Annotated in this window: 41 protein-coding genes; 31 read left to right on the top strand and 10 right to left on the bottom strand. The window is 61.9% G+C overall.

Annotated elements, in window-relative coordinates:
- Positions 1–5: 5 nt before the first annotated feature.
- The 9 genes from WJS89_RS10405 to WJS89_RS10445 form a co-directional block, all read right to left on the bottom strand.
- The gene (locus WJS89_RS10405) at positions 6–188 is read right to left on the bottom strand and encodes a hypothetical protein (RefSeq protein WP_346340867.1); all 183 of its coding nucleotides are present in this window, start codon (positions 186–188) and stop codon (positions 6–8) included.
- Positions 185–487 (bottom strand): hypothetical protein, encoded by a 303-nt coding sequence (locus tag WJS89_RS10410; protein WP_346340868.1) that lies wholly within the window; start codon positions 485–487, stop codon positions 185–187. The genes WJS89_RS10405 and WJS89_RS10410 overlap by 4 nt, the downstream gene beginning before the upstream one ends.
- Positions 484–795: a hypothetical protein gene (locus tag WJS89_RS10415; RefSeq protein ID WP_346340869.1), complete on the bottom strand. Its 312-nt coding sequence runs from the start codon at positions 793–795 to the stop codon at positions 484–486. The genes WJS89_RS10410 and WJS89_RS10415 overlap by 4 nt, the downstream gene beginning before the upstream one ends.
- Positions 788–1,147, bottom strand: coding sequence for a hypothetical protein (locus WJS89_RS10420; protein ID WP_346340870.1), 360 nt, complete (start codon positions 1,145–1,147; stop codon positions 788–790). The genes WJS89_RS10415 and WJS89_RS10420 overlap by 8 nt, the downstream gene beginning before the upstream one ends.
- The gene (locus WJS89_RS10425) at positions 1,140–1,361 is read right to left on the bottom strand and encodes a YuzB family protein (RefSeq protein WP_346340871.1); all 222 of its coding nucleotides are present in this window, start codon (positions 1,359–1,361) and stop codon (positions 1,140–1,142) included. Before WJS89_RS10425 ends, WJS89_RS10420 begins: the two co-directional genes overlap by 8 nt.
- Positions 1,354–1,593 (bottom strand): hypothetical protein, encoded by a 240-nt coding sequence (locus tag WJS89_RS10430; protein WP_346340872.1) that lies wholly within the window; start codon positions 1,591–1,593, stop codon positions 1,354–1,356. Before WJS89_RS10430 ends, WJS89_RS10425 begins: the two co-directional genes overlap by 8 nt.
- Positions 1,590–1,877, bottom strand: coding sequence for a hypothetical protein (locus tag WJS89_RS10435; RefSeq protein ID WP_346340873.1), 288 nt, complete (start codon positions 1,875–1,877; stop codon positions 1,590–1,592). Before WJS89_RS10435 ends, WJS89_RS10430 begins: the two co-directional genes overlap by 4 nt.
- A complete protein-coding gene (locus WJS89_RS10440) occupies positions 1,877–2,167 on the bottom strand; it encodes a hypothetical protein (RefSeq protein ID WP_346340874.1) in 291 nt (96 codons plus the stop codon). The genes WJS89_RS10435 and WJS89_RS10440 overlap by 1 nt, the downstream gene beginning before the upstream one ends.
- A gap of 96 nt (positions 2,168–2,263) precedes the next feature.
- Positions 2,264–3,082: a LexA family protein gene (locus WJS89_RS10445; protein WP_346340875.1), complete on the bottom strand. Its 819-nt coding sequence runs from the start codon at positions 3,080–3,082 to the stop codon at positions 2,264–2,266.
- Between WJS89_RS10445 and WJS89_RS12465 the strand changes: the two genes are divergently transcribed.
- Positions 3,005–3,205 (top strand): helix-turn-helix domain-containing protein, encoded by a 201-nt coding sequence (locus tag WJS89_RS12465; RefSeq protein WP_431994009.1) that lies wholly within the window; start codon positions 3,005–3,007, stop codon positions 3,203–3,205. The two genes, WJS89_RS10445 and WJS89_RS12465, sit on opposite strands and share 78 nt — an antisense overlap.
- Positions 3,206–3,339: 134 nt before the next feature.
- On the opposite strand, the gene WJS89_RS10450 is transcribed toward WJS89_RS12465, so the two are convergent.
- The gene (locus WJS89_RS10450) at positions 3,340–3,465 is read right to left on the bottom strand and encodes a hypothetical protein (protein WP_346340876.1); all 126 of its coding nucleotides are present in this window, start codon (positions 3,463–3,465) and stop codon (positions 3,340–3,342) included.
- Positions 3,466–3,499: 34 nt separating this feature from the next.
- Between WJS89_RS10450 and WJS89_RS10455 the strand changes: the two genes are divergently transcribed.
- The 30 genes from WJS89_RS10455 (at position 3,500) to WJS89_RS10595 (ending at position 23,866) form a co-directional block, all read left to right on the top strand.
- Positions 3,500–3,928, top strand: a complete 429-nt coding sequence (locus WJS89_RS10455; RefSeq protein ID WP_346340877.1) for a hypothetical protein — start codon at positions 3,500–3,502, stop codon at positions 3,926–3,928.
- Between the two features lie 179 nt (positions 3,929–4,107).
- Positions 4,108–4,311 (top strand): hypothetical protein, encoded by a 204-nt coding sequence (locus WJS89_RS10460; protein WP_346340878.1) that lies wholly within the window; start codon positions 4,108–4,110, stop codon positions 4,309–4,311.
- Positions 4,308–4,673, top strand: a complete 366-nt coding sequence (locus WJS89_RS10465) for a VRR-NUC domain-containing protein (RefSeq protein WP_346340879.1) — start codon at positions 4,308–4,310, stop codon at positions 4,671–4,673. The genes WJS89_RS10460 and WJS89_RS10465 overlap by 4 nt, the downstream gene beginning before the upstream one ends.
- Positions 4,670–4,933, top strand: a complete 264-nt coding sequence (locus WJS89_RS10470; protein ID WP_346340880.1) for a DEAD/DEAH box helicase family protein — start codon at positions 4,670–4,672, stop codon at positions 4,931–4,933. Before WJS89_RS10465 ends, WJS89_RS10470 begins: the two co-directional genes overlap by 4 nt.
- Positions 4,930–5,124, top strand: a complete 195-nt coding sequence (locus WJS89_RS10475; protein WP_346340881.1) for a hypothetical protein — start codon at positions 4,930–4,932, stop codon at positions 5,122–5,124. Before WJS89_RS10470 ends, WJS89_RS10475 begins: the two co-directional genes overlap by 4 nt.
- Positions 5,121–5,507 carry a helix-turn-helix domain-containing protein gene (locus tag WJS89_RS10480; RefSeq protein ID WP_346340882.1) on the top strand — a complete coding sequence of 129 codons (387 nt, stop codon included), beginning with the start codon at positions 5,121–5,123 and terminating at the stop codon, positions 5,505–5,507. The genes WJS89_RS10475 and WJS89_RS10480 overlap by 4 nt, the downstream gene beginning before the upstream one ends.
- Positions 5,504–6,211, top strand: a complete 708-nt coding sequence (locus WJS89_RS10485; protein WP_346340883.1) for a hypothetical protein — start codon at positions 5,504–5,506, stop codon at positions 6,209–6,211. The genes WJS89_RS10480 and WJS89_RS10485 overlap by 4 nt, the downstream gene beginning before the upstream one ends.
- A gap of 105 nt (positions 6,212–6,316) precedes the next feature.
- Positions 6,317–7,771: a toprim domain-containing protein gene (locus WJS89_RS10490; RefSeq protein WP_346340884.1), complete on the top strand. Its 1,455-nt coding sequence runs from the start codon at positions 6,317–6,319 to the stop codon at positions 7,769–7,771.
- Between the two features lie 141 nt (positions 7,772–7,912).
- The gene (locus WJS89_RS10495) at positions 7,913–8,560 is read left to right on the top strand and encodes a hypothetical protein (RefSeq protein ID WP_346340885.1); all 648 of its coding nucleotides are present in this window, start codon (positions 7,913–7,915) and stop codon (positions 8,558–8,560) included.
- Between the two features lie 276 nt (positions 8,561–8,836).
- Complete coding sequence (locus tag WJS89_RS10500) at positions 8,837–9,136, top strand: hypothetical protein (RefSeq protein WP_346340886.1); 300 nt, start codon at positions 8,837–8,839, stop codon at positions 9,134–9,136.
- The gene (locus tag WJS89_RS10505) at positions 9,133–9,360 is read left to right on the top strand and encodes a hypothetical protein (RefSeq protein WP_346340887.1); all 228 of its coding nucleotides are present in this window, start codon (positions 9,133–9,135) and stop codon (positions 9,358–9,360) included. The genes WJS89_RS10500 and WJS89_RS10505 overlap by 4 nt, the downstream gene beginning before the upstream one ends.
- Positions 9,357–9,608 carry a hypothetical protein gene (locus tag WJS89_RS10510; protein WP_346340888.1) on the top strand — a complete coding sequence of 84 codons (252 nt, stop codon included), beginning with the start codon at positions 9,357–9,359 and terminating at the stop codon, positions 9,606–9,608. The genes WJS89_RS10505 and WJS89_RS10510 overlap by 4 nt, the downstream gene beginning before the upstream one ends.
- A complete protein-coding gene (locus WJS89_RS10515; RefSeq protein ID WP_346340889.1) occupies positions 9,608–10,027 on the top strand; it encodes a hypothetical protein in 420 nt (139 codons plus the stop codon). Before WJS89_RS10510 ends, WJS89_RS10515 begins: the two co-directional genes overlap by 1 nt.
- The gene (locus WJS89_RS10520; RefSeq protein ID WP_346340890.1) at positions 10,024–10,434 is read left to right on the top strand and encodes a phage tail fiber protein; all 411 of its coding nucleotides are present in this window, start codon (positions 10,024–10,026) and stop codon (positions 10,432–10,434) included. Before WJS89_RS10515 ends, WJS89_RS10520 begins: the two co-directional genes overlap by 4 nt.
- Positions 10,425–10,730, top strand: a complete 306-nt coding sequence (locus WJS89_RS10525) for a hypothetical protein (RefSeq protein ID WP_346340891.1) — start codon at positions 10,425–10,427, stop codon at positions 10,728–10,730. The genes WJS89_RS10520 and WJS89_RS10525 overlap by 10 nt, the downstream gene beginning before the upstream one ends.
- Complete coding sequence (locus tag WJS89_RS10530; RefSeq protein WP_346340892.1) at positions 10,730–10,945, top strand: hypothetical protein; 216 nt, start codon at positions 10,730–10,732, stop codon at positions 10,943–10,945. Before WJS89_RS10525 ends, WJS89_RS10530 begins: the two co-directional genes overlap by 1 nt.
- The gene (locus WJS89_RS10535; protein ID WP_346340893.1) at positions 10,945–11,355 is read left to right on the top strand and encodes a terminase small subunit-like protein; all 411 of its coding nucleotides are present in this window, start codon (positions 10,945–10,947) and stop codon (positions 11,353–11,355) included. The genes WJS89_RS10530 and WJS89_RS10535 overlap by 1 nt, the downstream gene beginning before the upstream one ends.
- A 25-nt stretch (positions 11,356–11,380) precedes the next feature.
- The gene (locus WJS89_RS10540) at positions 11,381–12,589 is read left to right on the top strand and encodes a PBSX family phage terminase large subunit (protein ID WP_346340894.1); all 1,209 of its coding nucleotides are present in this window, start codon (positions 11,381–11,383) and stop codon (positions 12,587–12,589) included.
- Complete coding sequence (locus WJS89_RS10545) at positions 12,574–14,544, top strand: portal protein (RefSeq protein ID WP_346340895.1); 1,971 nt, start codon at positions 12,574–12,576, stop codon at positions 14,542–14,544. The genes WJS89_RS10540 and WJS89_RS10545 overlap by 16 nt, the downstream gene beginning before the upstream one ends.
- A 91-nt stretch (positions 14,545–14,635) precedes the next feature.
- On the top strand, positions 14,636–15,397 hold the full coding sequence (locus WJS89_RS10550; RefSeq protein WP_346340896.1) for a hypothetical protein: 762 nt from the start codon (positions 14,636–14,638) through the stop codon (positions 15,395–15,397).
- Between the two features lie 68 nt (positions 15,398–15,465).
- Positions 15,466–16,548, top strand: coding sequence for a N4-gp56 family major capsid protein (locus WJS89_RS10555; RefSeq protein ID WP_346340897.1), 1,083 nt, complete (start codon positions 15,466–15,468; stop codon positions 16,546–16,548).
- A gap of 56 nt (positions 16,549–16,604) precedes the next feature.
- The gene (locus WJS89_RS10560; RefSeq protein WP_346340898.1) at positions 16,605–17,453 is read left to right on the top strand and encodes a GNAT family N-acetyltransferase; all 849 of its coding nucleotides are present in this window, start codon (positions 16,605–16,607) and stop codon (positions 17,451–17,453) included.
- Positions 17,450–17,773: a hypothetical protein gene (locus tag WJS89_RS10565; protein ID WP_346340899.1), complete on the top strand. Its 324-nt coding sequence runs from the start codon at positions 17,450–17,452 to the stop codon at positions 17,771–17,773. Before WJS89_RS10560 ends, WJS89_RS10565 begins: the two co-directional genes overlap by 4 nt.
- Positions 17,773–19,155, top strand: coding sequence for a packaged DNA stabilization protein (locus WJS89_RS10570; protein ID WP_346340900.1), 1,383 nt, complete (start codon positions 17,773–17,775; stop codon positions 19,153–19,155). Before WJS89_RS10565 ends, WJS89_RS10570 begins: the two co-directional genes overlap by 1 nt.
- Complete coding sequence (locus WJS89_RS10575; protein WP_346340901.1) at positions 19,152–19,496, top strand: hypothetical protein; 345 nt, start codon at positions 19,152–19,154, stop codon at positions 19,494–19,496. The genes WJS89_RS10570 and WJS89_RS10575 overlap by 4 nt, the downstream gene beginning before the upstream one ends.
- A gap of 53 nt (positions 19,497–19,549) precedes the next feature.
- On the top strand, positions 19,550–19,924 hold the full coding sequence (locus WJS89_RS10580; protein WP_346340902.1) for a hypothetical protein: 375 nt from the start codon (positions 19,550–19,552) through the stop codon (positions 19,922–19,924).
- On the top strand, positions 19,912–20,499 hold the full coding sequence (locus tag WJS89_RS10585; RefSeq protein WP_346340903.1) for a hypothetical protein: 588 nt from the start codon (positions 19,912–19,914) through the stop codon (positions 20,497–20,499). The genes WJS89_RS10580 and WJS89_RS10585 overlap by 13 nt, the downstream gene beginning before the upstream one ends.
- A 1-nt stretch (position 20,500) precedes the next feature.
- Positions 20,501–21,118, top strand: a complete 618-nt coding sequence (locus tag WJS89_RS10590; protein ID WP_346340904.1) for a hypothetical protein — start codon at positions 20,501–20,503, stop codon at positions 21,116–21,118.
- Entirely contained in the window at positions 21,093–21,374 is a 282-nt protein-coding gene (locus WJS89_RS12470; RefSeq protein ID WP_431994010.1) for a D-Ala-D-Ala carboxypeptidase family metallohydrolase, read from the top strand. The genes WJS89_RS10590 and WJS89_RS12470 overlap by 26 nt, the downstream gene beginning before the upstream one ends.
- The gene (locus WJS89_RS10595; protein WP_346340905.1) at positions 21,371–23,866 is read left to right on the top strand and encodes a hypothetical protein; all 2,496 of its coding nucleotides are present in this window, start codon (positions 21,371–21,373) and stop codon (positions 23,864–23,866) included. Before WJS89_RS12470 ends, WJS89_RS10595 begins: the two co-directional genes overlap by 4 nt.
- The last annotated feature ends 11 nt before the right edge of the window (positions 23,867–23,877 follow it).

The raw sequence follows: 23,877 nt of genomic DNA on the forward strand, positions 1-23,877 counted from the left end.
TCCTTTCAGCGGGCGAAGTGCGGAAGAATGAAGATGGCGAAAGTGGCGATGAGGGCGGCTAGGGTGGTCCACCGCCAAGCCTTGCTGTCATCAAGCCAGTGCTGGCGTTCCAGGGGCATACCGAACCCCACAGGGCGTCCATCGCTATACCAGTGGTTGCGGCCTCGCTTGTGGATCATGCCGGTCATGCGCGTTTCTCCCATGCGTTGATGGCTGCGAGAGCCGATTGCACTTCGGGTTCATCGTCCCACGCGCCTGCCATCACGGACGGGCGGATATTGCGGGCCATGACGGAAGCGGCGGCCTCGCGGGCAGCTTGGAGCTTCGGGCAGTCAGCTTTGACGGGCGCGGGGATCATCTCCTCGCGGGTGAAGCATCGCGGACTTTCAAGCGTGGGGAACTTGGCGGGCAGCTTCTCCGTCCATACGGAGTTCGCACCAGACATATCGCCAAGCCGGCGAGCCATATCCATGATGGAGGCGCTCATTCTGCGTCCTCCCGAAGGATGAAGAGTTCTTTGAGCTTGGCGATGGCGTCCTTGTCTTTTTGATGAAGGTCGCCAACGCGAATTTGCTTGGCCGAGATATTGAAGCCCCAAGCCTCCACAGCCGCCGCCAGCGCCTCCCGATACCGCTCATCCTCATTGGGCTTGTGAGCTTCCATGAGAGCGGCGAGGGCGGCTTGGACGAGGCCCATCTCGTCGTGCTTTCCAGCTAGCACCTCCCCCAGGGGGTAGAGTGAGAGCGGCCCAGCAATCTCCCGCGCTATTGGCAGCAGGTCTTCACGATTAGCCATTTGACCCTCCGTTGTTAGGGCCATCTGCTTCGCCGACCTTGCGCTTCTTCTTTTTCTCGCGGTGGTCTTTGACCAATGCCTTCGCCAGACCGGCGGCATCGTGCGGATACTTCGCCCGAGCGGAGAAGATTTTGCCATCCGCACGAACTTCGCAGCGGTAGTGATCTATCATCGCACCTGGCTCTGGCGCGCATGACCCGAACGCAACAAGCACCGCGTCGACCGCCAATTCTTTGCGCCACGCATCTAGAGCCGCCGCCGCGATAGCGATGTCACTTTGCGAAGACTGCGCAGCAGGCTGAGGCCGTAGGCTGGCAGCGCGGGCCGCGTTAGCGGTATCGCCCTTATCCATTGTCCGTCTCCTCGATATGCTCATCGATCAGCTCGATCAGTTCATCACGGGTGCCAGCAAAGACCTGCTCGCCATTGCTCACCCAACCATCCTCGGAGCCTTCGTATGAGGCGTCGAAGTTGGGGCCGGTGGCGCACCAGTCATGGTGGCGAATGGGGATGGGCGGGGGATCGTAAGAGACGGTCCAGCCTCGGTAGGTGTCAGCCTTACCCATTGGCCACCGCCTTCACGATTTCGGCGCGAAACTCTTCGAGGTCGTCGATAGCCTCGCGGGCGTCTTCTACCGACGCCGCGTAGCCATACCGCCCGTCGTCCCCGTCGAAGTCATCGTGAACGTAGGACCATTCCGAATGGTGATCGCGCAGGCCATTATCGTTGAGATAGATGCGCCAGTTGCGGTGCCAGACAGGGTTGTCGTAGCTGGTGCCGGGGAGACGATCGCTCATGCCGCCTCTCCCAAGCCAGCCTGCTCGGGCTTCAACGGATCGCCGTGGCACTCCGTGAACATCAGCTCGCAGTTGTGGCAGACGCCCCGTTCAAGCGGTTCGTTACAGTCGGTGCAGAGATCGGTGTTGAGCCACAGGGCTTCCGTGCCGTGCGGATAGTTGATGCGAACAAGGTCGCCCGAAACCCAATGCGGGTAGTCGATCTCGTCGGGGTTGACCCGATAGGGCTTGTCGGTGGTGAGGGTGTATTCGGTGCCCTCGTTAATGTCTGAATGTTGAGACATTATGCCGCATACTCCCACCGACCGCTTTCATCGCGCCCGAGGCCGTAGTCCTCGTCGTCGAAGTCGTCATAGGTTCCGCTGGTGAGGAAGGCGGCAACGCGCTCGGCGACCCAGCCATGCAGGTCGTCGTGATCGCGATCCATGCCCGCATCGACCGCCGCGCTGAACAGGCGGCTTTCCTCGCGGGCCTCGTTCGGGTGGCCGACCGCGTAGTTATACGCGTTCAGCTTGGTGGTGAGGTGTTCGAGAGTGGCGAGGGTCGCCGGGGGGAACGGGTTTGAATTGTGCATCACTGCCTCCTTCGTTGGAGACAGTGTATGCATTATGCACTCGCATCGGTCAAGTGCATTTTGCACGCGGGTGCATTTATTTTTGCACGCGGTGCTTTATTCAGGGCGGATCGACGCTACCACGCGCCCGATAATCTCGATGCGCTCAATATCGGGGCTGTCCGGCTCGTCGGCGCGGAATGCTTGATACATCGGGTTCGTTGATCGAGGGCGCAGCCACGGCACACCGTCGTCGGTCTGCCAGAACTCCTTCACCGTCGCTTCAACCGTGCCATCGACCTTAGTGCGTAGCGCTATGACGCGCTTGCCATTCGGGATGACTGTATCGTGATCGTAGGCGATGCAGTCGAGGATCGTGCCGATCGGATATATCTCGTCCATGCTGTCGCCAGCTACGCGCAGCCCGAACCGCTGCTGGGGCGAAGTGCTTACGTCGGCGCGGCCCGTATAGACCTCCCAGGCGTCCTCATCGATCTCCCACGCCTCTAGCCACGCGCCAGCTTGAACCGTGCCCTTCACGAAGAGACGCGGGCCAAGCGGTGCGTGCTTGGCACCATCGGCCTTCCCGTAAAGCAGCCACTCAGGGGCCACTCGAAAGAACTTGCCGTATCTTTCGGCCTTGGTTGCGGGGAAGCCTCGGATGCCATTCTCGTGCTGCGAATAGGTCGAGACCGACACGCCCATTGCCTCGGCTGCCGCTCGGGCGCTGTCATAGCCTGCTTTCTCCCGCGCTTTCTTGAGGCGGTCGCTTGGTTCGTTTGCCATGCCGCGCAAATAAGACTGAGTTGTGTGCAAAAGGCACTTGCGTTCCGTGCGTGCATAATGCATATATGACGAATGCGAAGCCACTCCAACATTATCACCGACGCCGGAAACGTCCCCGCGCTCGCGGATCGCTTCGAGGTGTCCGTTCATACCGTGCGGTCGTGGATCGGTCGAAACCGCATTCCTGCCCAGTATTGGGCTGACCTTGTGAAGCAAGGCGACGCCACTTTTGAGGAGCTGGCTACGTCGCTCCCTGAACGGGGCGCCGCATGAACTGGCGTCCCGAATATACCGATTGGCTCATGCGCGGTGAACGCGCTGCTGATTACGCGGGGGTATCCCTTTCCCCCGCGCAGGGCGGAGGTGTGACCCATTGTCGCGCAAAGCAATGTGCCGCTTCCGCCCACCTACTTCCTCCGACGCTTGAGGATGGCGAACACCCGCTTGGTGCGGATGCCGCTGGCCTCGTCGATCAATCGCGCCGCGATGGGTCCGATCTGGCGGGGCAGGGGGCGAAACTTCGTCTTTTCCATGACACCGACAATATGACGGGAGCGCAATCAGATCATGTGTGACGGTTCCACGATCATGCGCGCCAAGCAGCGCATCGTCCGCGAAATGCTCGACGAACGGGGTATCAGCCTCAAGCAAGTCTCGCACGACAGCAAGATCAGCTATTCGACGCTGTGCAGCTACTTTCCCGGCAACGAGCGCGGATCGACCCCACGGGACCCCGCCGAGCTTCCGATGGGCAAGTTCTACAAGCTGTGCGGCCATATCCCCGCCGACATTCTGAATGTGCTTCTGCCGGACAGCATGGCGCTGGTGAACGCGCCGGACGGGGTCGACTATGACGACCTAAGCGCCGCCTGCCGCGAGTATATCGACGCGAAGGACGCCGCGCATCATCCCGACAGCGAGGACGGGCGCGAGCTGGGGCCGAACGAACGCAAGCAGCTCGATAGCAAGGTGGCGCGGATCGGCGGCCATAAGTGAACTGGCTCTTAAACTTCTTCCTCAACAACCCTCTGTTGGCCGTCCTTACCGTGGCGATCACCAGCATCATCTGTGCGCCTCGACCATGACGTTCGATCAAGCCTTCGCCTTCTTTGCGGTTTGCTTCTCGGCATTCGCCTTCGGCTTCGCGCTCGCGAACTACTTGTGGGAGCGCTATCTTGACTCGTAACCCCGGCAAGCCCCCGCGCACCACCAAGGCGCTCCGCATCCAGTGGGCGTCCTCCATGTTTCCGCACCTCGCGGGCTTGGACGAACGCATCTTCGACCCCGCTCAATGGAAGGGGATGAATTGGAAGATCGGGCGCAGTGCGCCGCCTTTGTGGATCGAGGGCTGTGAGTTCGTGGCGGAGGATGCGCGATGAACGAACGCCAGGTGCAACGCTCCATCATCGCCGCGATCCGGCTGACGATGCCCGACGTGCTGTATCATCATAGCCCGAACGGAGCGCACCTATCCGGCTCCGTCACAGCCCGTTGCAAGCAGATTGGCGCGTTGAAGGGCGACGGCATGAAGCCCGGATGGCCCGACCTCGTGTGCCACTGGCGGGGTGGTTTCGCCTATCTCGAAGTAAAGCGCCCCAAAGGCGGCAAGGTGTCGGAAACGCAGGCCGAAGTTCACGAGCAACTGCGCGATCTCGATTGCCCGATTGCCGTCGTCACCAGCTCGGATGAAGCGCTGACGTTCCTCAAGGAATGTGGCGCGCCATTTCGGGAGGCCGCATGACCTTTGCTCGTCCGCACCTCGTCTCGACCCTCATGCTCCACGGCAACGAGCTAGGAACCCTCAACGTCGAGCGCATAGCCTATCACCAGAACGAAGCCCTCGGGCGCACGTCGGGCGATGACGGTTATTGGACCGCCGCCGACCTACGCAAAGAGTGGCAGCAACAGCACGAAACCTACCAGGCAATCGGAACGATCGCCCGCTGGATGGCGGAGGATCGCCTTGTCGTGCGCGTGTCCAAGGAGGTCGTTGACGAATGAACCACATTCCCATCCGCGCCCGCGAACAGATGAGCAAGATGATCGCCTCGGGCATGACCGACGATGATGCGATCCATGCCGCGCTGCAAGGCACGGTAAAGCTGCTCGACATACGGACATACCGCGAGCGGATGACCCGCCGCGACAACATCGGGCGCAAGCGTCTTGCCAATGCAGGAGGCGCACGATGAGTGATCTCGCCATCATCCAGCGCGTTGTTGCCGATCACTACGAGATCGACCTTCGGCACCTTCTATCCGATCGCCGAACACGGGCCTTCGCCTATCCGCGCCAGGTGGCGATGGCGCTTGCCGCTGAATTGACGGGCTACTCACTCCCACGGATCGGGCGAGCGTTCGACCGCGACCACACCACCGTCATGCACGCCCAACGCCGCCTGAAGGCTCTAGGAGACGATCTAAGCATCGTTAGGGCCAAGGTCGAAGCCGAATTGGCCTTCCATGGCTACGCACGCCTTAAACGCGCTCAGGACGCCGGGATCGAGATGGACGAACTCAAGGTCGCACGCGCGCATCGCCGCTTCGTGCAAGCCTATGAGGAGTGGGCGGCATGAGCCGGGGCTTCGTCAAGCTGCATCGCGGTTGGGAAGATAGCGCCCATTTTCGCAAGGAAGCCTACTGCGAGCGTGCCGCATGGGCATGGCTGCTGTCGAACGCTGCCTGGAAGGATACGCACCGCCGAACATCGAAGGGTCTGGTCGAAGTGAAGCGCGGCGAATTGCACGTTTCCTTGCGCCAACTCGGCAAGGTTTGGGGGTGGTCGAAGGGCAAAGTTGAGCGTTTCATTTCCGTGCTGGAAACGGCCCACTCAGTGACCCAGCGAACGGGACAGGGTGGGCGCATCCTAACCATCTGTAATTTCAACAAATATCAGTCACGCCCCGAAGACGACGGGACAGTGAACGGGACGCAGAGCGGGACACAGACGGGACAAAGGCGGGACACACAAGAAGAAAGTAAAGAAGATAAAGAAGATAAGAAGGGGGGCGCAGACGCGCCTTACGCCTTCGTTGGAAAGGTTATTCGACTGAAGCCGTCCGACTACGATGCGTGGCGCACGGCCTACTCCAATCTTGATCTTCGGGCAGAACTCCAAAGCCGAGACGACTGGCTCGCAACTCAGTCCGAGGATCGGCGGCGGAATTGGTTCGTGCCCACCTCCAATTATCTGGCTGGGCGCAACCGCGAAGCCAACGCCGAGACCCAGCGCATGGCGGCGAACGGATACGGGCCGGGTCACTCCGGCATCCCGATATGACCTGGCAACCGCAACGGGCGGGCAAGTTTACCTGCCCCGAATGCTCCCACCAGCGGAAGAAAAAACGGGAGCGGTGTTTGTCGGTAAGCGAAACGGAGAATGGATATGTCTGGCACTGCCACCACTGCGGATACTCCGGGGGCACTGCACCCGAAACACGCGGAATGGCTGAGCGAACGCGGCATCCGATCCGATACCGCCGAAGCGATGAACGTGACCACGCAATCGGACAAGCGGGGCAACTGGCTCGTCTTCCCGTATCGCCTCGACGGCAAGCTGGTGAACCGCAAGTTCCGGCTTACCCGCGAGAAGGACCATCGCTTGGACAGCGGCGGGAAGCTGTGTCTGTGGAACGCGGAGTGCCTGCGGTCCGACCCGGTTGCAAAGGGGGCATCCGTCGTCATCACGGAAGGTGAGTTCGACGCGCTGATTGCGATGCAATGCGGGTTCGATCACACCGTGTCCGTTCCCAACGGCGCACCTGCCGAGGCCGTGGACGATCCGGCCAACTCCAACCGCTATCGCTTTCTCTACGAGACGGAGAGCGATCTTGAGAGAGTGGCGGGGTTCGTCATCGCCACGGACGGCGATCGGCCGGGCATCCAGCTCGCACACGACCTGGCACATATCCTCGGGGCCGAACGGTGCAAGTTCGTCACCTACCCCGAGGGCTGCAAGGATCTAAACGAGGTCTTTCTGCGGGACGGACAGGAGGGGGTGACGCGGGTGTTGAACGGGGCCAAGCCGTTTCCCGTTCGCGGCCTCTACTCGCTCGACGACATTCCCGAAGCGCCACCCGTTCAGGGCATGGAGACGGGGATCGATGCGCTCGAAGGCAAGATGCAGGTCGTTCTCGGCACGCTCACCGTGTTCACCGGATATGCCAACATGGGCAAGTCCACGGTCCTAAACACCATCATCGCCAACGCCGTGTCGAAGGGCGTGTCGTGCTGCGTGGCAGCGTTTGAAACGTTGCCCAAGCCGATCCTCGTCGATGGCATCGCAAAGGCGCTTCTTGGCTGCTCGAACCTCGATTACGAACGTCACCCGCACCGCGATACGGCCCGCCGCCGCGTTCACGATTTCGTGGGGATCATCACCAACGCGCTCGACGAGGAAATGGAGATGGATCTCGAAACCTATCTTGACACCTGCCGGATTGCGGCAGTGCGGGACGGGGCGCGGCTCTTCGTCCTCGATCCCTGGAACGAGCTGGAACACAAGCGCGAGCGGGACGAGACGCAGACCGAGTATATCGGCAGGGCCATCCGGCGCATCAAGGCTTTTGCCCGCCGTTACAACGTGGCGTTCTGGATCGTGGCGCACCCGACCAAGCCCATGAAGGGCGTCAACTCGATCCCGTCGCTCTACGACGTTTCAGACAGCGCCAACTGGTCGAACAAGGCCGATTATGGGCTGGTGTATCACCGCCCCGATAAGACGGTCAACGAGGCCACACTGGCGGTCGTGAAGGTGCGAATGGGTCTGCCGGGGGAGTGCGGGGCGGTGAAGGTCAAGTTCGACGTCCGCGAGAACCGCATCAGGGATTACGACGCATGAACCCCTTCGAGCAAGCGCGGGAAGCGGTTCTGAAAGCAGCCTGCTTTGCTCGGGAAGCCGGAGCGCAGATCAATCCCTTCGGGGTATCGGCAAGGATTGATGAGTGGGAAGCGGAAACGAGGAAGGTGAGGGAGGGGAGCAATGGGACGACCGAAACGCAAGGGTAATCGCTCGCCGAGTGGGCGGCTCAAGAAGGCCACCACCACGGCAGAGCGCGAGAAGCGGGACACGGGAAGCGAGCGCACGGCCAAGCGCATCGCCCGTTTCAACGCCATGAAATACCAAGGCGGGGGCCACGGGAAGGAAAGCGTGGACGCGGCAGGCATCCTGTTTCTGACGGGCAACCTCGACCACTTCGACTATGAGCCGCAGAAGATGCTCGAAGCCTTCCGTGACTATGACAAGTTCCGGCAGGCATGGCTCGCGGCTGTGGGCGCACCGAAGGCCGTTGGCGGTTCCGACATGGAGCCGAAGATCCGCACGACGGGCGAAGAGCATCCGCGCCACGAATGGATGGCCGAGAAGTTCGATGCGATCGAGAAAGAGATCGGGGTAGCATCGCCGCGCCACCGCACGCTGATGGGGCTGATGTTCGATGGGCGTTTCTGCCCCAACGATCTCGGCATCCCCGACTGGGTGCAGCGATTCCTCAACGAGTTCGAGGGGCAGGCGACACAGTGGCACAACACGCCGGGAGCAAACGACCATGTAAGGCTCGGCCATATCGGGCAGTGCTTCCAGATCATGTGCGAGCTGACCGGAGCGCAGAAGAAGAAACGGGCGGCTTGATCTTGCGCGAAAAATAATTTACGCGACGGGTTGACGCGGGCGAAACAATTTGGTATGCCGTCGGCAACAAGATGAAGAAGTTGCGCTAAGAGCGCACCAAGGCCTGCCCATCGCGGGTGGCCCTTTCTCGTTTCTGCCGCCGGACCCGGGGATCTTAAGACCACAGAGGCGCAGAAGCCCCCACCACCCAAAGCACCCGAAACAAGGGACCGTCTTACGGCGATGCTAGCCTGTAGCTGAGGCGATGGTGCGGGGCATAAATCCAAGGAGAGCAACATGGCAGACCCGACCCTTCCCGGTGAAGAGCAGGCGCGTGGCTTCCTCAAGCGCAACGAGACGTATCTCATCAGCCTCTCGACCATCATCGGGGTGCTGATTGCCTTTGCCAACTCGCAGATGAGCATGGTTGCTGCCTTGCTGGCGATTGCGGGGGCGACGGGCCTCATCACGCTTCGTCGTGACGCGAAGGCCGATGCGGAAGCGATCGAGGCCAAGACCGAAGCGGTGAACGACCAGGTGGACGCCAAGCTCGCCACGCTGGTGGCCATCGCGGGCAAGACCAACTCCGGCGTGTGATCGACGATCCGGCGTTCCTCTACCTCTACGCCGCCATGTGCATGGCCGAGGACGTGGACGGGATCAAAGATCCCCAGGAGCGGGAAGCCTGCCTTCGCCAGATTGCGGAAGACCGGGTGATCTGGGCGCAAGGATGCGCCGACCCTGAGCTGCTGAAAGACACGGCCCGCCAGGCCTACACGAACAAGGAAACCGGCACCGTGATCTTTGGAGACGGCAAATGATGATGCGTCACGGGCAGCCGATCGCCGCCGCTATCAGCAACCCTTCGCCCTATGAGGATGCGCCGCAACTTACAGGCCCGCGCCTTGGCATGTCGGGGCACGCGCTTTCGGGAATGCTTCGAGCGCCGCAAGCGGGAATGGCACCCCAAGCGATGATCGCCCCGCAGCAGGGCCTCGGCTTCTCGAACGGTGTCGGCAGCCAGCCCAACATCATGGGCCTGTCCCAAATGCTGAGCATGTATCGCTAGTGCTTGGACTGACCCCTTCGGCCCCCGTGTCGGGCCTCCAACAGTTCACCGTCGTCACGGCAAGCCTTGCGGCGGCAATCTCGCTTTCGCTTTCGCCTACCGCGTCGGGCACCATCTTCACGCAATACGCGATCGGCGGCTCGACCAGCATTTCGATTACGGCGAGCGCCATCCCAAACGCCTACGCGGTGCGGGGGGCAACGGCGGCATTCGCGCTTCAAGCCTCGATCATTCCCTCAACGATCCAGGGGATGCTGTCCGCGCCCAGCGTGGCGTTGAACCTCGTTCCGAAAATTACGGTTGCGGGCAAGTCGATCGAGGTCGCCGCCGTTCATGAGAGCTTCGACCTACTCGCAGGCCCGCAGGCGTTCACGCTGACCGCGCTGCCTGAAACCTACACGCTATGGGGGACCGAATGAGCGCCACCAATGCTTTCGAGGACGAGATCCTCGCGCTTATCCTGAACGGCACGGCCATTCCCTCGCTGAGCGGGGTGACGAGCTTCTGGCTGAGCCTTCACACGGCCAACCCCGGTGAAACGGGAACGCAGGCCACCAGCGAAACCAACTACACGGGCTACACTCGCATCGAGATCGAGCGCAGCGATAGTGCTATCACGGTATCGAGCGGCGGCACCAATGTCTCGCAGATCACCTTCCCGCAATGCACGGGCGAGCTTCAGACGCTAACCCATGTGGGGATTGGCACGAGCGAGACGGGCGCGGGGACACTGCTTCTCTCGGGCGAGCTGACCGAACAGATCCAGCTACAGAACAACATGACGCCCGTGATCGAAGCGGGCAACCTGGACTTCACATGCGACTAAGGCCCGACGACCTTCCCGACATGGAGAAGGGGGAGGTGCGTTCGATCCTGTTCAAGCTGGCGGGCGCGGTAGGCATCAACAGCATTGCGTCGGCCACGTTCGAGCAGTGCGATGGCCTCTCGTTCGGAACGCCTGCGATCAACGGCACGAACGTCACGGTCTTAATGACCGCAGAGCGCACGGGAACGCACATGGCACGCCTGACCGCCGACTTGTCCTCGGACGAGATCGTAAAGGGCGCCTGCCGCGTGAAGGTCGTGGACAGCCTCACCGATTGCTCGGGGGATGATTACTGATGGCCAAAATCTCGTGCCTATACGCCGACAATCGGTATCGGCTTGGCGTGCGGCACCTTCCGTTTGGCCTTGCTGATGTGGCGCTGTTCGACGGTCTTGAAGCTGTCGATAGCAAGCTTGTTCGCCTTTCGCGTGCCGATCAGGCGGCAAAGAGAATGCTTCACAGCGTTCGCCCCGCTTATTTCTTTCTAGGCGCTGAAGCCGAGACACTGTGATGGGACGCCCCAGCGATTACAACGAAGAGATTGCCGACACTCTGTGTGAACGCATAGCCGATGGTGAAAGCCTTCGCTCAATCTGTCGCGATGACACAATGCCAAGCACTTCTGCCGTATGTCGCTGGCTACAGGCTAATGAGGCTTTTCGTGAACGATACGCGCACGCGCGAGAATTGCAGGCCGACGCTTTGTTCGACGACTGCCTCGCGCTTGCCGATGGCGTTCACCCGCTGGCCCAGAAGACAGACGCTCAGTTCCTCCGGTTGCAGGTGGACACACGCAAATGGATGGCTGGCAAGCTCAAGGGCAAATACTCCGACAAGGTAAAGCATGTCGGTGGAGATGAGGGCGATGCACCGATAGCCTTTACGGGCATCGAATGGTCCATTGTCCAAGCTAAGGATTGAGACGGCCCCGGTCTTTGCATCACTGTTGAAGCCGTCGCGCTACAAAGGCGCACATGGCGGGCGCGGCTCGGGAAAGTCGCATCACTTCGCGACCATGCTGGTGGCAAGAGCCTTGGGGCAAGCTGGCTTCAGAGCGGCTTGTGTCCGCGAGGTGCAGAAGAGCCTCAAGCACTCGGTCAAGCTATTGGTCGAGGACAAGATCCGGACGCTCGGTGTTTCGAGCCTGTTCAATATCAAGGAAGCGGAGATTGGGACGCCGGGTGGCGGTGTCATCATCTTCCAGGGGATGCAGAACCACACCGCCGACAGCATCAAGTCGCTGGAAGGCTTCGACGTGGCGTGGGTCGAGGAAGCGCAAAGCCTGAGCCAACGCTCGCTCGACCTTCTGCGCCCGACCTTCCGCAAGGCTGGCTCGGAACTGTGGTTCTCGTGGAACCCGAAAGCGCCGGACGATCCGGTCGATACGCTGCTACGCGGTGAAAGTCCGCCTGCCAATGCAACGGTGGTCGAGGCGAATTGGCAGGACAATCCGTGGCTGCCCGAGGAACTGAAGGAAGAGCAGGAGGGCGACAAGGCCCGCGATCCCGACAAGTGGCATCATGTGTGGGGCGGCGGCTATTCGCTCAACAGCGAGGCCCGTGTCTTCCGCAACTGGAAGATCGAGGCGTTCGACACGCCCAAGGACGTGATCCATCGTTTTGGGGCCGATTGGGGCTTTGCGGTTGATCCCACGGTGCTGGTTCGGTGCTTCATCGACGGGCGCAAGCTCTACGTTGACGCGGAGGCTTGGAAGGTCGGTTGCGAGATCGACCACACGCCAGCCTTGTTCGAGACGATCGAGGGCAGCCGCAAGAGTATCATTCGCGCCGATAGCGCACGACCGGAAACGGTCAGCTACATGAAGCGGCAAGGCTTTCGCATCAAGCCCGCCATCAAGGGACAGGGCAGCATCGAGGACGGGGTGGAGTTCCTTCGGAGCTTCGACATCATCGTCCACCCGCGCTGCGAGAAGGTCATCAAGGAACTGACGCTCTACGCCTTCAAGGTGGACGAGCATACGGGGGACATTCTCCCCGCGCTGGAAGACAAGAACAACCACACCATCGACGCGCTACGCTATGCTTTGGAAGAGCTGCGGCGGTCGGGCTACAAACCCGGCACGAAGCCCTCCAAGCCCAAGCGCGATCGGTATGAGCGACAACGCGAGGAGGCGGGCAGTTGGAAAACGATGTAAGCCTCTTGAAGAAGGACAAGACGGAGGTCCTGTCTGCCCTCGTCGATAAGTTCGAGGCGGCCGAAGAGGCAACCCGTGACGCCCGCAAACTGGCGGAGCGGGACCGCGACTATTACGACGGCAAGCAGTGGACCGACGCCGAAGTAGCGGCCCTCAAGAAGCGCAAGCAGCCTGTCGTCACGTTCAACCGTATCCAGCGCAAGGTCGATTATCTCTCGGGCATGGAGAAGCAGGTTCGCAAGGATCCCAAGGCGTTCCCGCGCAACCCCGATGACGAGCAGGCCGCCGAGGCCGCAACCGACGCCATCCGCTACGTCTGCGATGACAGCAACTGGGATGACGTGCGCTCGGAAGCGTTCGACAATCTCCAGGTTGAGGGCATCGGTGTGGTGTTCGTCGGCCACAAGGAAACCCGCAACGGTATTGACCCCACGATCTTCAACGTGCCGTGGGATCGCTTCTTTCACGATCCGCACAGTGCAAAGCATGACTTCAGCGATGCCAGCTATATGGGCATCGTCACATGGTATGACGTAAGCGAAGCCGAGCGGAAGTGGCCCGAGGGCAAAGAGGCGCTTCAGGCCACGCTCGAAGCTGATCGCCATTCGGAAACCTATGACGACAAGCCCAAGGACAAGCTGTGGAGCGACTACAAGCGCCGCCGCGTCCGCGTCATTGAGGTCTATTGCAAGACGGGTGAAGGCTGGACCCGCGCCGTTCTGACCAAGGGCGGGTTCCTCGAAGAGGAAGCACCGTCGCCCTACATCGACGAGGATGGGCAGCCCGAGAACCCCATCAAGGCCGTGAGCCTGTATGTGGACCGCGACAACAACCGCTACGGCGGGGTGCGCGTTCTCATCAGCCCGCAGGACGAGGTGAACAAGCGCCGTTCCAAGGGCTTGCACCTCATCACCATGCGGCAGGCGCGTTATGAGCCGAGCGGGGAGCGGGACGCAGAAACAATCCGCCGCGAGCTTGCCAAGCCGGACGGCATTATCGAGGCTTCGGCAGAAGACTTCGAGATCCTGCCCACCAGCGACCTCGCCCGTGGTAACTTCGAGATGCTTCAGGAGGCCAAGGCCGAGATCGACATGCTCGGGGCCAATGCGGCGCTTCAGGGCAAGCAAGAGAACGACATGAGCGGTCGCGCCATCCTTGCACAGCAGCAGGGCGGCATGGTCGAGGTTGCGCGTCTGTTTGACCGCCTGCGTCATTTGTCGATGGCCGTCTATCGTGCGACGTGGAACCGTATCCGCCAGTTTTGGCAGCAGGAGCGGTGGGTCCGCGTGACGGATAATGAGAACCGCCTGCGCTTCGTCGGGTTGAACCAGCAGGTCACGATTGCCCAACTGGCGCAGGAAGTGGCCGAGGGCGACGAGGAAGCGATCGCCAAGGCGTCTCAGATCGTCGGGCCGGAGCTGATGCAGGCATTCCAGGCGGGCGACGAGCGGGCGCAGGCCATCCTCGGCATGTTCATCCAGCAGCACGGCGAGACGGTCGTGGAGACACGCAACGCGGTCAACGAGTTGGACGTGGATATTGTCATCGACGAGGGCATGGATACGCCGACGATGCAGGCAGAGCAGTTCGACACGCTCGCCAAGATGCTCGGCTCCGCACCGCCCGACAAGCAGGGCATCCTGTGGGAGGCGTTGTTCGAGAACAGTGCGCTTCGCAACAAGGAAGCCATCATCGAGAAGATCAAGGAAGGCCAGCAGGCCGACCCGATGCAGCAGCAGCTCGCGCAGATCATGGCGCAGCTCCAGGTCATGGCCGGGCAGGCCGATATCGCAAAGACTGAAAGCGAAACCGTGAAGAACAACGCGATGGCCGCGAGCGCGACGATGGGCACCAACGATCCCGTCGAGCAGCAGCTTCGGGCGCAAGAAAATGTGATCAAGGCATACGATGCCGAGACGAAGCGGGAGCAGGTCATGCAAAGGCCCGCCGCATAAAGTTTCAACGTCGAGATGACGTGGAAGGTGCCGCCGACCAACGGGCGATGAAAGTGACGCCGACTTTACGGGCGATTGAACGAGGCAACAGATGGAAACGAACCTAGACGATATCCTGAATGACAAAGAGCCGGAAGTTGAAGAGCAGCAGCCTGAAGCCGAAGTTTCTACGGAAGCCGAAGCCCGTGCCCGCGACGAAAACGGACGGTTCGCCAAACAGGAAACGGAAGTAAAAGAAGAGCAGGAAGAACCTGCCGAGCCGGGGCCTTCGCCCGAGCTTAGCGTCGAAGAACGCGGACAAATGGCAGCCCTCAAGGCCGAACGTGCAAAGCGACAGCAACTCGAAGCCGAGCTGGAACGGATGCAGCAGCATTTTCGCCAGCAGGCACCCCAGCAGGGGCAGAAGCCGGACTTCTGGGACGATCCCGATGCTTATCTCGAGCAACGGTTCCAGCAGCTCGCGCCCACGCTCATGCAGCAGATGGAGCAACAGCAGACCATCCGAAAGGTCGACCAGTCGGAACAGGCTTTCCGCGCAGAACACCCCGACTTCGACGAGAAGTTGGCCGTGTTCCAGCAGCAGGCCACCCCGCAGTTGATCCAGCAGATGGCCGCGTCGGAAAACCCCGCACAGTTCGCTTATGAACGGGGTCGGACAGCGCTGGAGCTTCAAAGCGTGGGCAGCATCGACGCGCTCAAGCAGCAAATTCGCGCCGAACTGGAAGCGGAACTGAAGGCCCAGGTGCCTCAGCCCCGTCTTCCGACTTCAACCGCACAGGATGCTTCTGTCGGCACTCGCAAAGGACCCGAGTGGTCCGGCCCGACCAGCCTGGAGAGCATTCTCAACTCGTAAACCGGCTTGGCTCGTCGAGATGACGACCCGGCCCCGTGCCTCTTCGGAGGCCAGAAGGACCTTTCATCATGGCAGATACTACCGCCGCAACGGGCCTTACGGTCCAACAGTGGGACGACAAGTTCTTTGTCGAATACCAGGGCAACCACCCGTTCAAGCCCTACATGGGCACCTCCGAGCAGTCGATCATCCAGATCAACGAACAGCTTGGCGGCAAGAAGGGTGACGCCGTTACCTTCGCACTCCTCAACAAGCTGACTGGCGCGGGTGTCTCCGGCACCGCTACGCTCGAAGGCAACGAAGAGGACATGGAAAGCCGCTCGTTCGTCCTGAACGTGGACAAGTATCGCAATGCGGTGCGCGTCCCCGAGATGGAAGAGCAGCGTTCGGCTATCTCTCTCCGGAACGCCGCCCGGCCCAACCTCATGGAATGGGCCAAGCAGTTCGATACCGACCGTATCGTCGCGGCGCTCCAGTCGATCAACGGCGTGGCCTATGGCTCGGCGTCGGCTGCACAGAAGAACGCATGGCTCGTCGATAACGCCGACCGTGTTCTCTTCGGTGACGCTCGTGGCAACGGTGGCTACACCACGCACTCGACCGACCTTGCGACGGTCACGGCGGGCATGACGCTCGACACGGGCATCCTCTCGCTGATGAAGCGCATGGCGCTGACGGCCAACCCGAAGATCCGCCCTGTGCGTCTCGGGAACCTCAATCGCCGCTACTACGTCGCGTTCGTCCACCCGCTCGCCATGCGCGACCTCAAGGCGGACAGCGTGCTTACGCAGGCGCAGCGTGAAGTGCAGATCACCTCGCAGAACGAGAAGATCTTCCAGGGCGGCGATGTCGATTACGACGGCATCCTCATCCACGAGTGCGACGACATGCCGATCCTGTCGGGTGTCGGTGCCTCGGGTGCGGACGTTTCGCCGGTCTTCCTGTGTGGCGCTCAGGCGCTGGGTCATGCCCGCGTGAAGCGTTGGCGCTCGGTCGAGGAAACCTTCGACTATGGCGACAAGAAGGGCGTTGCGGTCGAGACGATCGACGGCATCGGCAAGATCGTGTTCGGCACGGGGTCGGGCGATACCGACGACCTCAAGGATCACGGTGTTGTCACGGGTTACGTTGCTACCGCAGCGGACGCGTAAACAGGGGAGGGGCTGGTCTTCGGGCTGGCCCCTTCTCTCTTTCTGAGGGGGGCGACATGGAGCCTTGGTCCGTCACCCTGCCTGATGGGCGGGTTATTTCGAAAGACCTTCCCGAAAACTACACCAAGGACCAGATCCGCGAAGCCTTCGCTGCCGATATGCGCGAGGCCGGATATACAGATTTAAGCGGGCAGCTCGTGCTGGACATTCCGGCATGGGAAAACCCCGAGAAGATGACGGCCTATGAGCCGACCATTCGAGACAGGCTTTCGGACCTGCTGAGCGATACGTTCGCGCCGTTGGCGGCTAGCGAGCATCACGCCAACCGCATTGGCGACCGAGTGGCGTCCTTCCTCGACTGGACGCCAATTGGTGACGCTGTGGGCGTTGCTGATGCTGGAAGCGACATTCGCGAGGGGTTGGCGTCGGGTGATTACGCAATGGCCGCTGGTGGCGGTCTGGCAGCGCTGCTCTCGATGGCTCCGCTTGGAAGCGAAGCACGGGCGGCGTGGCGCAACATGGAAAGGCCACGCCTGTCGGACCTGTTGGCGAATGAGGATGGGGCCATTCGGGGCTGGGAGCTACAGCGTCCCGGCTATACCAAGTTTCAAGAAGGCCCGACTTCGCTTGAAGTGACCAGCGATGGCGAGCGTTACGCCATGCTCAACATGATTAACACGCCGCCCGAGGCGCGAGGCCAAGGGTCAGCGGACGCCGCGATGCGTGAGCTTGTCGGCGCGGCAGACGAGGCGGGCATGACACTAACGCTGACGCCCGAGGCGATGGACAACGCGACCAGCTTAGCGCGGCTCCGCGAGTTCTACGCAAGGCACGGTTTCATCCCCAACAGGGGGCGGAACAAGGACTACGAGGCTAGCGCCGCGATGTATCGGAGGCCGGAATGAACAAAGCACAGCTTCGCGATCACGTCCTCCAGCAGCTAGGCGTCCTCGGTGCAGGACAGAATGCCTCGGCTGAAGATGCCGCGTTGATCGAGACGATCATCGACAACGTGCAGGATAAGCTCGAACACCTCGGCGTGGCTCTGTGGCCCGTGACCGACGTGCCGGGTTATGCCATCGAAGATTTCACGGGCATGGTCGCCTCGCGGGTATCCGCGTTCGGGCAGACCCCCGACCTCATCAAAGAACGCTATCACGAGCGCGAACTGCGCCGTCTGACCAACGATCCCCGGCACGGTGTCGGCAAGGCAGAGTATTTCTAGTGCTGGTTGGCGGCTCGGTGAAGGGCATCGTTCCCAAGCAGGACGACGAGCGTTCGATCAACTTCTTTCCGATCGCCCCCGAAAGCGCCAATGCGCGTCCGGCGCTGCGTGGGCGTCCGGGGCTATCGCTGCTGACCACCCTGCCGAAGACCCCGATCCGTGGCGTCGTCTCGGTAGGTGATCGGCCTTTCATGGTGGCGGGCGGATCGATCTACGAACTGACTGTCTCGGGATACACCGAATGGGGCACGATCCCCTCGCAATACGGCGATGTGACGCTGGCCTCGCTCACGGCGGGCAACAACACCACGATCATCATTGGCGACGGGGCGGGCTATCATGCGCTCGACCTCACGACGCGAACGGTGTCGGCGGTTACATCGGCTCCGCGTGGTCGCTTCTGCGTCTACCACAAGAACCGCATTCTTTACGAAGGCGAGAACGGGCAGGTCTATTATTCCGAACTGCTCGACCCCACGAACATTCCCGAACTGAACCTCTACACGGCGGAAAGCCTGCCCGACGATATTGTCGCGCTCGTCTCGACCGAAAACGAGATCTACCACTTCGGCAGCGAGAGCGTGGAGATTTTCTACAACTCGGGCGATAGTGACAACCCGTTCGAGCCGATCCCCTCGGGTGTCAGCTTCAACGGCTGCGCCTTTCCTAATACAGCACTCCGTCTCGACAACAGCGTCTATTGGGTGGGCAAGGACGAACAGGGCGCGGGCGTCGTCTATCGCATGAACGGCACGGTCGGGGCGCGGGTTTCCACGTCGTCGGTCGAGCGGGCCATCGAGGCGGCAACGACGGTTTCTGCACACTCGTATCAGGAAGAGGGCAACACCTTCTACCGGGTCAACACCGACCGGGCGACATGGGTGTTCAACCTCGCCACGCAGCTATGGCATGAAGAGGCTTGGCTAAACCCCGCAACGGGCGACCAGGAACGCGCACGGCCCGAGCACCATGTTTACGCCCTCGGCGGCCATCTGGTGACGGATTACGCCAGCGGGCGGGTCTATCGCCAGAGCCTCGACTATCATGACGACGCAGGGCAGGAAATCCGCCGCACCCGCATCGACAGCTTCCACGCCAACGGGCGGCAGATCATTTTCGACGAACTCTTTGCCGACTTCGTGACAGGTGTGGGGCAGGCGACCGACCGCGCCCCGCAAGTCATGCTGGAAGTGGCGCCTGATGGAGCGAGTTACGGGCGCGAACTGATGCGACCGCTCGGGGCCATCGGTGAATATAAGAACCGCGTTCGTTTCCATCGCCTGGGCAAGGGCACGGATTTTAAGATCCGGCTGAGCGTGTCCGATCCAGTGCCCGTCATCCTTCGGGGTGGCGATATTCGAGCGCGGATGGGCAACCGATGACCAAGCGCCTGTATCTGAACGAAGCGCGGTTGGCGGCGATCGGGTTCGACCCTGCGATGATCGCCACGCTTCGCAAGCTGACAGAGTTCGTGGCGCTCGAACTGGAGCAGCGCGAGACACAGCAGCAGCTTGATGCCGCCGATGCGGATTTGACGACGCTAAGCCTCGTGGTGGTGCAGGAGCAGGCCAACATTGACGCGGCAGAGGATGCCATCGAAGACCTCGATGCGCGTCTGACCACGGCCGAGAGCAATATCTCGACCAACGCGAGCGACATTGCGGCGCTAGAGGCGCGAGTGGCGCAGAACGAAGCCGACATAGCGGCCTTGCAGAACCCGTGATCCGGCGCGAGACGACCGCCACCGTTCACAACATGATTGCCAACCATTCCGCCGTGAAGCCGACGCTAGGCTATAACGACGGATACACCGATTTCACCCCCTTGCTCGACCACCCCGAGACGTATCGCCTCCTGTCGGATGGTGAAGGGTTCGCGGTGGTGCTGGAACAGAGCGAGCCGGGAGTGTGGCAGGCGCACACGATGGCCCTGCCTGAAGCACGGGGAAAGAGCGTCCAATCGGCGCGCTACATGCTGGAATATATGTTTGCCGATGGAGCCAACGAGATTTGGGGACAGACCCCGATCGACCATCCGGCGGCGCTGAAGTTCAATGAGAAGGTCGGGTTCAACCCCGGCGACGAATATGAGGATGCGGCGGGCGTGATGGTCCGCCGTTTTTCTTTGGGGAGAGACGAATGGACCCGATAAGCGCAGGGATTATCGGCGGCACCAGTTTGCTGTCCGGCATCTTCGGAGGCAAGGGGGCGAAGAAGGCCGCCGACGCACAGGTGAAGTCCGGCGAGATGGCGATTGGCGAAATGCGCCGCCAGTATGACCAGACCCGCAGCGACATGGCACCCTGGCGTGAAGCGGGCGGGCAGGCGATCGGCTCGCTCAGCGCGATGCTCCAGCCCGGTTACGACCACACGACCTCTCCCGGCTATCAATTCCGCATGGACGAAGGCAAACGCGCCATCGAGAGCAGCGCAGCGGCACGCGGCGGCCTACTCTCGGGCGGCACCCTGAAGGGCCTTGAACGCTACGCGCAGGGCGTTGCCGCCGACGACTTCAACCAGCAGTTCAACCGCACGGCCTCGGTCGCGGCGGGCGGCCAGCAGGTCGGCATGGGCCTTGGGGCACTTGGCGCGCAGACCTCGCAGAGCATCGGTAACACGATGATGGGCATGGGGAACGCTCGCGCCTCGGGTTATGTCGGGCAGGCCAACGCCATGAACGGCATGTTTTCCAACCTTGGCGGCCTCGCCATGATGCTGGCGAAATAAGATGATCGACGCACGTATCCCGCTGGGCATCCAGCAGCCCGACATGATGGGCCAATTCGAGCGTGTCCAACGCATGAAGCTGTCGGACATGATGGCACAACAGCGGCAGGAAGAACTTGCCTACAAGCGCGAACAGGACGCGAAAGCGGCGGAAGCCAATGCCCGCAAGCAGCAGTTCGAGAACATGGCGACCATCGCCAAGCTGACGCAGGGCGTGACGGCTGAGAACTACGCGCAACGGATGCGGACCGCGCAGCAGATGGGCCTCGACGTGTCGGGCCTGCCGCAGACGTTCGACCCCGCCGTCATTGGTGAATTGAACGCAGTAGCGACGGCGCTTTCCAAAGCAGGCCCCGAGAAAATGTCGGCGGAAGCGCAAAAGCTCATCGACGCGGGCAAGCAGCCGGGAACGCCGGAGTTCGAAGAAGCGATGATGGCGCTTATCTTCAAGCCGCAATACGTGGCGGATCAGGGCTACGGCGTGAACGTCTACAACACCCGCCCTGGCGCGGCTCCGGCTCCGCAACAGTCCGCACCGCCTCCCCCGCCTCCGGGCTTCTCGATCGACGGGGAGGGCACCGCTGGCAACGGCGGTGGGGGCTTTCCGCAGCCCTTTTGATCTTGGTTACAACGTCACTTCGGGCCGCCGAACGGCAGCAGGGAACAGGGCTGTCGGGGGCGTCTCGGGCAGTCATCATCTGAGCGGGCGGGCGTTCGACGCCGTGCCGAAGGGCGGGCAGTCGTTCGGTCAGTTGGCCGCGCTGCTTCGTCGCGATTATCCGGGGGCGGAAGTCCTCATCGAAAACGATCATGTTCACGTCGAGGGTTTGCCCCACGGCTCGATCCCCTACTTTGGCAAGCGAGGCACCCGATGATGCAGCCCGTCACCGCAACGAACCCCCAAACCGGAGAGAAGGTGCAGTGGGACGGCAGTAATTGGGTGCCGGTGGGACAGGCGCAGCAGCCCGCCGTGACCTTCATCCCGCCGAACCCGAACAGTCCTCGGGCCATTGAGCGCCAGCAGGACGCGGCGCGGGACGATCAGCGTCTTGCGATCCAGCAGCGCAATGCGGATCGAGCCGAAGCTACCGCCGCACAGAGCGCGGACCTTGCCGAGCGCAAGTTCGAGTATCAGCAGCAGCAGGATGCCGCGAAGGGCGGCGGCACCGCCAAGCAGGCACAGGCCGTTCGAGCCTTCATGCGTGGCGTTGACGAGCTGGAGCAGCTTTACCGCGACAAGCGCGAAGGCTCGAAAGGCGGCATCCTTGGCGTAGGTGGCGAGCGCAATATCGCGTCCGTCCTTCCTTGGAACCCGTTCCCTGCCGAGTTCGACGATACCTCGGGTCGCTTGCTTGGGGCCATCAAGGACGCAACCGGGGCGACCGGGGGCGAAATGAACAGCCTTGGCGAGATCGAGGCACGGTTTGGCCCGATGCTCCCGAAGGCGGGGGACACCGACGAGAATATCGAGCGCAAGATCGCCGCGCTTCGAGCCATGGCGCTAGACCAGGCCAAAGTGGTCGGCGTCGACGAGGAGTTCGTAGTCCCGCAGGCGGAAGATGTAACACCTTCGCAGCCGCAGGTGGCGGCGACGGGCGAAACCCGCCGCGAGGATGACCCCGCGCTTGCTGGTGTGGAGGCAGAGTATCGCCGCCGCCTTGCCCTTGTGGGGCAGGGCGAGGATGAGGCGTCGATCATTCGCTATCTCCGCAACGCCGGAGTTACGGACGGCTCGACCTTCCGTTCGGTAGTGAAGCAGATCCGTCACCGCCGCGCCAATCCCGACCAGCCCCTCGACATGTATTCGACGGGACAGATCGACGACCGCCTGGTTAACAATACGCCTGTCGATCAGGCCATCACGAGCGCCGCCATGTCCCCGACCGGAACGTATCTCGCCAACACGGCGGACGCGCTAACCGCAGGATACGGTGATAATGTGGTCGGGGCGCTCGGTGGCGATGCAGAGCAGGTGCGCGAAGCGATCGGCCTTACCAGCGACCTCAACCCCGGCTCCGCTTTGGCGGGACAGGTGACGGGTGCAACGCTTGGGATGCTCGGCGCGGAAGCGGGTCTAGCTGCTCGCGGGATGCAGTCGGGCGGCCTTCGCTCGCTGCTTGCCGATGCAGGCTACGGTGCGGCATATGGTTCGGGCAACGCCGACGACGGCAGCCGTTTGGGTGGCGCGCTCGAAGGCGCGTTGTATGCGGGCGCTGGCAATCTCGGCGGTCAAGCGGTCATCCGAGGTGTTAGCAAGGCCATATCGCCTACGGGACGCGGCTCAGAGCGTCTTTATGAGCAAGGGGTGCGTCCTACGCCGGGGCAGCGCGCTTTGGCTGCTGGCGAGGCTCGTGGGGGCCTGAGCGAAATGCTGGGCCGCGCTGTCAACGCCACCGAAGAAGGGCTGGGGTCGGTTCCTATCGTCGGCGCCGCCATTCGTGGGGCGCGTGCCGAGAGCGTCGATCAGTTCCAGATTGGGGCCTTCAATCAGGCGCTCGAAGAGATCGGTGAAAAGCTGCCCAATGGCATGACGCCTGGAACGGGCCCGCACAAGTTCACGCAAGCCAAGTTCAACGCCGTTTACGACAAGGCGCGGTCGGGCATGGTGGTGCGTCCCGACGAGCAGTTGATGAAGGACATGGAAGCATTGGGGGCGGAGGCAGCAAACCTCGCAGAGCCGTCCTTCAATCGCTTTGCGGGCATCGTGAAGAACGTGGTGATGCGCCGTGCCAACAACGCCGAAATCGACGGCAACACCTACAAGACGATCATCACCGACCTTAACAAGCAGATCGACCGCATCCGTCGCAGCAAGACGGGCGATGACGAACTGGCGGAGGTGCTATCGGATCTTCGCGCCGCTATCGACAACGGAGCGCGTCGGCACTCTCCCAAGGAGGCGGTTGACCTCATGGACGCCGCCGATCGGGGCTATGCGAAATATGCGCTCATCGAAGAGGCCGCAGGACGGGTCGGTGGTGACGCCGGACAGTTTACGCCTGCGGCGTTCGATCGTGCGGTGCAGAAAAGCGGAAGCCGTGTGCGCTCGAAGGCGTATCTCCAAGGCGAGGGCCTAATGCAGGACTATGCCCAGCAGGGAAAATCCCTCACCGATCGCATTCCGAACTCGGGCACACCAGAACGCCTTGCGGTAGGCGGCTCGCTTGCGGGTGGCGCGGCCTATGTCGAGCCGTCGAGCCTTGGCCTATTGGGAATGATCGGGGCGCTGTATTCGCCTGCGGCTCGCAAGGCGCTGAAAGGGTCGATTGCTCCGCGTGGGCCTAAAGCACAGGCGGTTTCACGACGACTAGGGGCCGCTGCGCCCGTTGCGGGACACCTGACCGCAGCCGCTTCCGTTCCCGAATAAGTTCCCACCCG

It is taken from the genome of Sphingomicrobium aquimarinum, assembly GCF_039655735.1.
GTDB lineage: Bacteria > Pseudomonadota > Alphaproteobacteria > Sphingomonadales > Sphingomonadaceae > Sphingomicrobium > Sphingomicrobium aquimarinum.